This is a genomic window from Niveispirillum sp. (genome assembly GCF_017996735.1).
In the GTDB taxonomy this organism is placed as follows: domain Bacteria; phylum Pseudomonadota; class Alphaproteobacteria; order Azospirillales; family Azospirillaceae; genus Niveispirillum.
Window position 1 is genome coordinate 1 of sequence record NZ_JAGOGJ010000225.1, and the last position, 6,086, is coordinate 6,086.

7 protein-coding genes are annotated in these 6,086 nt (G+C 69.2%); 4 read left to right on the forward strand and 3 right to left on the reverse strand.

Annotation, left to right across the window (positions count from 1 at the left end; all coding sequences use genetic code 11):
• Positions 1 to 282 precede the first annotated feature (282 nt).
• Complete coding sequence (locus KBA48_RS31910; RefSeq protein ID WP_292912711.1) at positions 283 to 1,074, reverse strand: RT0821/Lpp0805 family surface protein; 792 nt, start codon at positions 1,072 to 1,074, stop codon at positions 283 to 285.
• A 177-nt stretch (positions 1,075 to 1,251) separates the two neighbouring features.
• On the opposite strand from KBA48_RS31910, the gene KBA48_RS31915 reads away from it, so the two are divergent.
• The 3 genes from KBA48_RS31915 to KBA48_RS31925 are packed head-to-tail and all read left to right on the forward strand — an operon-like array spanning position 1,252 to position 4,407.
• Positions 1,252 to 2,529: a 3-deoxy-D-manno-octulosonic acid transferase gene (locus KBA48_RS31915; RefSeq protein WP_292912712.1), complete on the forward strand. Its 1,278-nt coding sequence runs from the start codon at positions 1,252 to 1,254 to the stop codon at positions 2,527 to 2,529.
• Entirely contained in the window at positions 2,529 to 3,512 is a 984-nt protein-coding gene (gene lpxK / locus KBA48_RS31920) for a tetraacyldisaccharide 4'-kinase (protein ID WP_292912713.1), read from the forward strand. The genes KBA48_RS31915 and lpxK overlap by 1 nt, the downstream gene beginning before the upstream one ends.
• Positions 3,505 to 4,407, forward strand: a complete 903-nt coding sequence (locus tag KBA48_RS31925) for a lipid A biosynthesis lauroyl acyltransferase (RefSeq protein WP_292912714.1) — start codon at positions 3,505 to 3,507, stop codon at positions 4,405 to 4,407. The genes lpxK and KBA48_RS31925 overlap by 8 nt, the downstream gene beginning before the upstream one ends.
• A gap of 6 nt (positions 4,408 to 4,413) precedes the next feature.
• On the opposite strand, the gene KBA48_RS31930 is transcribed toward KBA48_RS31925, so the two are convergent.
• Positions 4,414 to 4,776, reverse strand: a complete 363-nt coding sequence (locus KBA48_RS31930) for a cupin domain-containing protein (protein ID WP_292912715.1) — start codon at positions 4,774 to 4,776, stop codon at positions 4,414 to 4,416.
• Between the two features lie 10 nt (positions 4,777 to 4,786).
• Positions 4,787 to 5,257, reverse strand: coding sequence for a nucleoside deaminase (locus tag KBA48_RS31935; protein WP_367273904.1), 471 nt, complete (start codon positions 5,255 to 5,257; stop codon positions 4,787 to 4,789).
• An 89-nt stretch (positions 5,258 to 5,346) separates the two neighbouring features.
• Between KBA48_RS31935 and KBA48_RS31940 the strand changes: the two genes are divergently transcribed.
• A partial coding sequence (locus KBA48_RS31940) for a pseudouridine synthase (protein ID WP_292912716.1) occupies positions 5,347 to 6,086 on the forward strand: 740 nt, incomplete at its 3' end.

Here is a 6,086-nt window from a genome sequence, read left to right on the forward strand (position 1 = left end):
CCTCACGGGTGATGGGCTTGAACGTGTTCACGGGCTTGCCCGCCTCTTCCGCCAGGGCCGGTGCCGAGATCGGCAGGGCCACCAGCAGGGCGGCGATGCCGGTGGCACGGGCATGGCGGGTGAAAGCGTTACGCATCGGAACAATCTCCACTGCCGGGGCGGGGCATGTCTGTGAACAGGGCCGGCGCCGCAATCGGGGGAACGGGGCCGCCCCATGGGCGCCCGCATCATGTCCCTAAGGTCATGCGTCGGGCCGCCCGCGTCAAGGGGGCATCGGGTCTCTTAGCCTACAATCTCCCAACTTCCGTCAGGCTGGCGGCAGGCGGTGCCATAGACCGCCTGCGCCCGGCCGCCGATTTCGGCGCGGCTGGTATATTCCCGGCAATAGCGGCCGGATGAGGCTTCATACGTGCGGGTCGGGATCAGCGTGTAGCGGGCACCCGCGTCCGGGTTGTCCCAGACCACCGCCTGGCCCGTGGGGGCGCGTTCGAAGGTCTGCACGGCACAGCCATAATCGGCGCCGTCATAGCCGCCGGACAGGCTGCTGCCGATGGCCGCACCCACCAGCACGCCGCCCAGCGTGACGGCGATCTGGCCACGGCCATCGCCGATGGTGGACCCGGCCAGCCCGCCGGCAACGGCGCCCAGCAGGGTGCCGACATTGCTGCCCACCGTGCGCCGGTCGCAGCGGCCCCGGTCGATCCCGACATTCAGGGAATAGAATTCCGGCAGGCGGTGCCAGCGCTGCCCGTAATGGCCATGCCATTGATGGGGCTGCACCACATGATAATGCACGACCGGCGGCGGGGGCGGCGGCCGGTGATGATGGTGATGGTGGACGACCCGGGGCGGTGGCGGCGGCGCCGGCCGGTAATGATCGTGCCGGTGTTCGTCGCGGCCCCGGCCCCGGTCATGATGGTCGCGACCCCGGTCATGGTCGCGGTCGCGTCCCCGTTCAGGACCTTGATGGGGACGACCGCGATGGTCGTCGTCCCGGTCGGCCAGGGCCTCGCCGGCGGGCGTCAGGGCCAGCAGGGCGGCCGTAAGGGCCGCAAAAGGCAGGGATGTGCGCATGATCATCACCAGAGTTTGATTTCCGGATCTCGCGTCCGGTCATGATCACGGTGGTCGTTGATCAAGGCCGGATTGGGGCGCGCGATGGGCAATCCTGGGATCGTTCCGGGCCGGGGTGGCGGCGGCGCCCGACCGCGTGCTAGGGTGCGCGCCGATGCCCGGAACCTTGAACATCCCATGCTGGAAAGCCTTTATCGCGGCCTGACGCGTCTGGCCGGCCCCGCCGTCCACCGCGTCCTGGACCGCCGGGCCGTGCGCGGCAAGGAGGACCCGGACCGCCGCCATGAACGGCTGGGCCAACCAAAGATCCCGCGCCCGGCCGGACGGCTGGTCTGGCTGCATGCCGCATCCGTCGGGGAATCCCTGGCGGTGCTGCCCCTGGTACAGCACCTTCTGTCCACCGATGCCGGTCTGTCCATCCTGGTGACGACGGGAACGGTGACGTCGGCCGACCTGATGGCCCGGCGCCTGCCCGGTCCGCGCGCCTTTCACCAATATGTGCCGGTCGATCTGTCCGCTGCCGTCGATGGCTTTCTGGCGCATTGGCGGCCCGATCTGGTCTTGTGGGTGGAATCGGAATTCTGGCCCAATCTGCTGTCCGCCATCCGGCGCGCCGGCATTCCCTGCGCCCTAGTCAATGCCCGCCTGTCGGAGAAGAGTTTCCGCAACTGGCGCCGTTTTCCGCGCACCGCACGGCGGCTTTTGTCCGTGTTCGGAATGGCACTGGCCCAGACGGCATTGGAGGCGGATCGCTTGCGGGCGCTGGGCATCGGCGACAGCCGCGCCATCGGCAACCTGAAATATTCCGCCGATCCCCTGCCGGTGGAAGAGGGGGCGCTGGCGGACGTGAGGGCCCGTATCGGCACCCGCCCCGTCTGGACCTTCGCCAGCACCCATGCGGGGGAGGAGGCGATGGCCATCGCGGCGCAGCGGGAATTGCGGCGGACACGGCCGGATGCAATGCTGCTGCTGGTGCCGCGCCATCCCGACCGGGGGCAGGCCGTGGCAGAGATGCTGTCGGTGGCCGGCCTGTCCTTTGCCCGGCGCAGCAGCGGCGGTCAGCCCGGTGCCGGCGATGATGTCTATCTGATGGATACGCTGGGGGAGATGGGGCTGGTCTTCCGGCTGGCGCCCGTCACCGTGATGGGCGGGTCCTTCGTACCGGTCGGTGGGCACAACCCTATCGAGCCGGCCCTGCTGGACAGCGCCGTGATCCACGGGCCGCATATGTTCAATTTCGCGGAGGTCGCGGCGGAGATGCAGGCTGCCGGCGGGCTTCTGCCTGTGCCGGGGCCGGAAGGGATCGCGGCCGCGGTGGACAGGCTGCTGTCCGACCCTGTGCCCCGCCGGACGCAGGCTGAGGCTGCGCGGGCCGTGGCCCTGCGCAATGCCAAGGCCGTCGACAGGGTGATGCTGGCGCTGGGGCCACTGTTGTCGCGGGCGGGGATCGGGTGATGCGGGCGCCGGGTTTCTGGTATCGGCCGCCCGGTCTGGTCTCGGCACTGCTGACCCCGCTATCCTGGCTATGGCGGGCCTGTGCCGGTCTGGGGCGTGGGCGCCCTGTCGCGGTGCCGGTGCCCGTGCTGTGCGTGGGCAATCTGGTGGCCGGCGGTACCGGCAAGACGCCGGTGGTAAGCGATCTGGTGGAACGGTTGAAGGCCCGCCACGTCGCGGCGGCGTCACTGTCGCGCGGGCATGGGGGCCGGTTGGCGGGGCCGCTGGCCGTCGACCCCGCCCATCACACGGCGGCCGATGTGGGGGACGAGCCGTTGCTGCTGGCTCTGCATCACCCGGCCTGGATCGGGCGTGACCGGGCGGCGGCGGCACAGGCCATGGTCGCGGCCGGTGTGCGGGCCGTCGTCATGGACGACGGGTTCCAGAATCCGTCCCTGCGAAAGGACCTGTCGCTGATCGTGGTGGATGGCGGGACCGGCTTCGGCAATGGTCGCGTCATCCCGGCCGGCCCGTTGCGTGAGACCCTGACCGCCGGTGTTTTGCGGGCTGATGCGCTTGTGGTTGTCGGTGACGGGCCGGGGATGGCAGCAGCCAGGAGCGTTGCGGGAAACCTGCCTCTCCTGTCCGCCCGTCTGGTGCCCGATCCGGCCGTGGCGGCGACGCTGCGCGACCGGCCGGTGCTGGCCTTTGCCGGCATCGGCCGGCCGGCCAAGTTTTTCGACACCTTGCGGATGATCGGCGCGCGTCTGGTGGAGCAGGTGTCCTTTGCCGACCATCATGATTTCACGCCCGCCGAACTGTCCGCGCTGTCCGACCGGGCCATGCAGAGCGGGGCCATGCTGGTGACGACGGAGAAGGATGCCATGCGCCTGACGCCGGAATGGCGACAGCGTGTCTGTGTGCTGCCCGTGCGCCTGTCCTGGGATGATCCGGCGGCGGTGGAGCGGTTGCTGGACCGGTTGATGGAGGGGGCCCATGGCTGATCACGGCCGTCTGCGCCGCCGGTTCGACCGCGTGTTGGGTTATCGCCTGCAGGCGGCCCTGGTCTGGCTGTTCATCCGGGCCATGCGGCTTCTGTCGCCGGAGCGGGCGTCCGACATGGGCGGCGCTCTGCTGCGCCGGCTGGGTCCCCGTCTGTCGCGGTCGCGGCGGATGCGGCGGGATATCGAACGCGCCCTGCCAGGGATGGAGCCGGCGCGGATCGATGCGGTGATAATCCAGGCCTGGGACAATCTGGGCCGCACCTTTGCCGAATATGTGCATCTTGACCGCATCGCCGCCCATTTCGACCGGCATGTGGAATTGTCGGGGGCCGAGCATCTGGTGGCGCTGCGCGATGATGGCCGGCCCGGCATCGTCTTCACCGGCCATTTCGCCAATTGGGAACTGTGCGCCATGGTGGCGGCCAGGCTGGGCCTGCCTCTGACCTATGTTTTCCGCAAGCCCAACAATCCCCATGTAGCGGAAATGCTGGCCCGCGCCCGCGCGCCGCTGGGCGGCACCATGGTGCCCAAGGGGCGGGAGGCGGCGCGTGGCCTGATGGCGGCGGTGCGGACCGGCGGCCATGTCGGGCTGCTGGTGGACCAGAAGCTGAACGAGGGGCCGCTGGTGCCGTTCCTGGGGCGCCAGGCCCGCACGGGCACGGTGCTGGCCGATCTGGCCTTGCGCTACGACGCACCGGCCGTGCCCATCCGCGTGGTGCGCACAGGCGCGGCGCGGTTCCGGGTCACGGTGCTGCCGCCGCTGGAATTCCGGCGCGGCGAGGATGGGAAGGCAGACATCCTGTCCGCCATGGCACAGGTGAATGCGCTTCTGGCGGATTGGGTGCGCGACGAGCCCGGCCAGTGGATGTGGCAGCATCGGCGCTGGCCGGACTGAGCGGCCTCATTCATATACGGCGTAGTATTTCTTCGCGGGTTCCACGATCTCCCACACCCCGGTGAAGCCGGACGGCATCACGAAGGCGTCGCCGGCATGAAAGCGGCGCTCGCTGCCATCGTCGCCTCTGACAATGACCACGCCTTCCAGCAACTGGCAGAACTCATTCTCCGTGAACATCACGCGCCAGGACCCGACAGCGCCCGTCCAGATCCCGCAATTGAAGCGGCCATCGGCGCTGCTGAACCGGTTGCTGACGGTCTGCACCGGATTGCCCGACAGGATGCGGTCGGCGGCGGGACTGTAGGTTTCGGCCGGGGCGCTGGCATCGGCCAGGGCGACCACAGGGGGAATGGGGGCTTGGGTCATCGGGACACTCCTATCGCCGGTCCTTGAAAAAATCGCGCAGCAGCATGGCTGCCCGTTCCTCCCCGAATCCGCCATAGGCGTCGGGGGCATGGTGGCAGGTGGGCTGCTGGAAAAAGCGAGGGCCATGATCCACGGCCCCGCCCTTGGGGTCGTAAGCTGCGAAATAGACGCGGCGCAGCCGGGCAAAACTGATGGCCCCGGCACACATGGCACAGGGCTCCAGGGTGACGAACAGGTCCAGGCCGGGCAGGCGCGGGCTGTTCAGAGCCGCGGCAGCCTGCCGGATGGCCAGGATTTCCGCGTGGGCCGTGGGGTCGGACAGTTCCTCCGTCCGGTTGCCGGCGGCCCCCAGCACATGTCCCGTGACAGGGTCCACCACGACGGCCCCCACGGGCACCTCCCCGCGTGCGGCGGCCTTCTCCGCTTCGGCGAAGGCAAGGTCCATGGGGCTGGGGGCGGGGGCAGGGGCAGGGTCGGTCATGATGCGCGCAAGGCTGCATGGGACGGTCGCGCCCGTCAAGGCGGGGGGCTGCTTGCGGCGGCCCGGTTTCGCGCGTAATCTCCGCCCCCATGTCCCAGAACAGCTACGATCCCTTGCGTCAGGTGCCGGTTGATGCCGTTGCCGACGAAACCGACCTTGATGCCACGCCCGAGCTTGCCGGGGGTGAACGCATTGCCAAGCGGCTTGCCCGCGCGGGCGTCTGCTCCCGCCGCGATGCCGAACGCTGGATCGCGGAAGGCCGCGTCCGCGTGAATGGCGTGACGCTGGAAAGCCCGGCCTTTCTGGTCCGCGATGGCGACCGTATCCAGGTGGATGGCCAGAATGTGGGCGAACCGGAACCGACGCGCCTCTGGCGCTACCACAAGCCGGAAGGCCTGGTGACGACGGCGCGGGATGAGAAGGGGCGAGCCACCGTCTTTGACCATCTGCCCCATACCATGCCGCGCGTGATTTCGGTTGGCCGCCTCGATCTGTCGTCGGAGGGGCTGCTGCTGTTGACCAATGACGGGGCGCTGGCCCGGCATCTGGAATTGCCCTCGACGGGCTGGCTGCGCCGCTACCGTATCCGCGTGCATGGTGTGCCGACGCCGGAAACCATGCGCAAGCTGGAAGAGGGTGTGGTCATCGAGGGGCTGGCCTATGGTCCCATCGAAACGGTGATCGACCGTACCGTCGGCTATAATTCCTGGCTGACCGTGGGCCTGCGCGAGGGCAAGAACCGCGAGGTCCGCCGCGTGTTCGAATGGCTGGGCCTGCCGGTCAGCCGCCTGATCCGCATCGCCTATGGCCCGTTCCAGTTGGGCAAGCT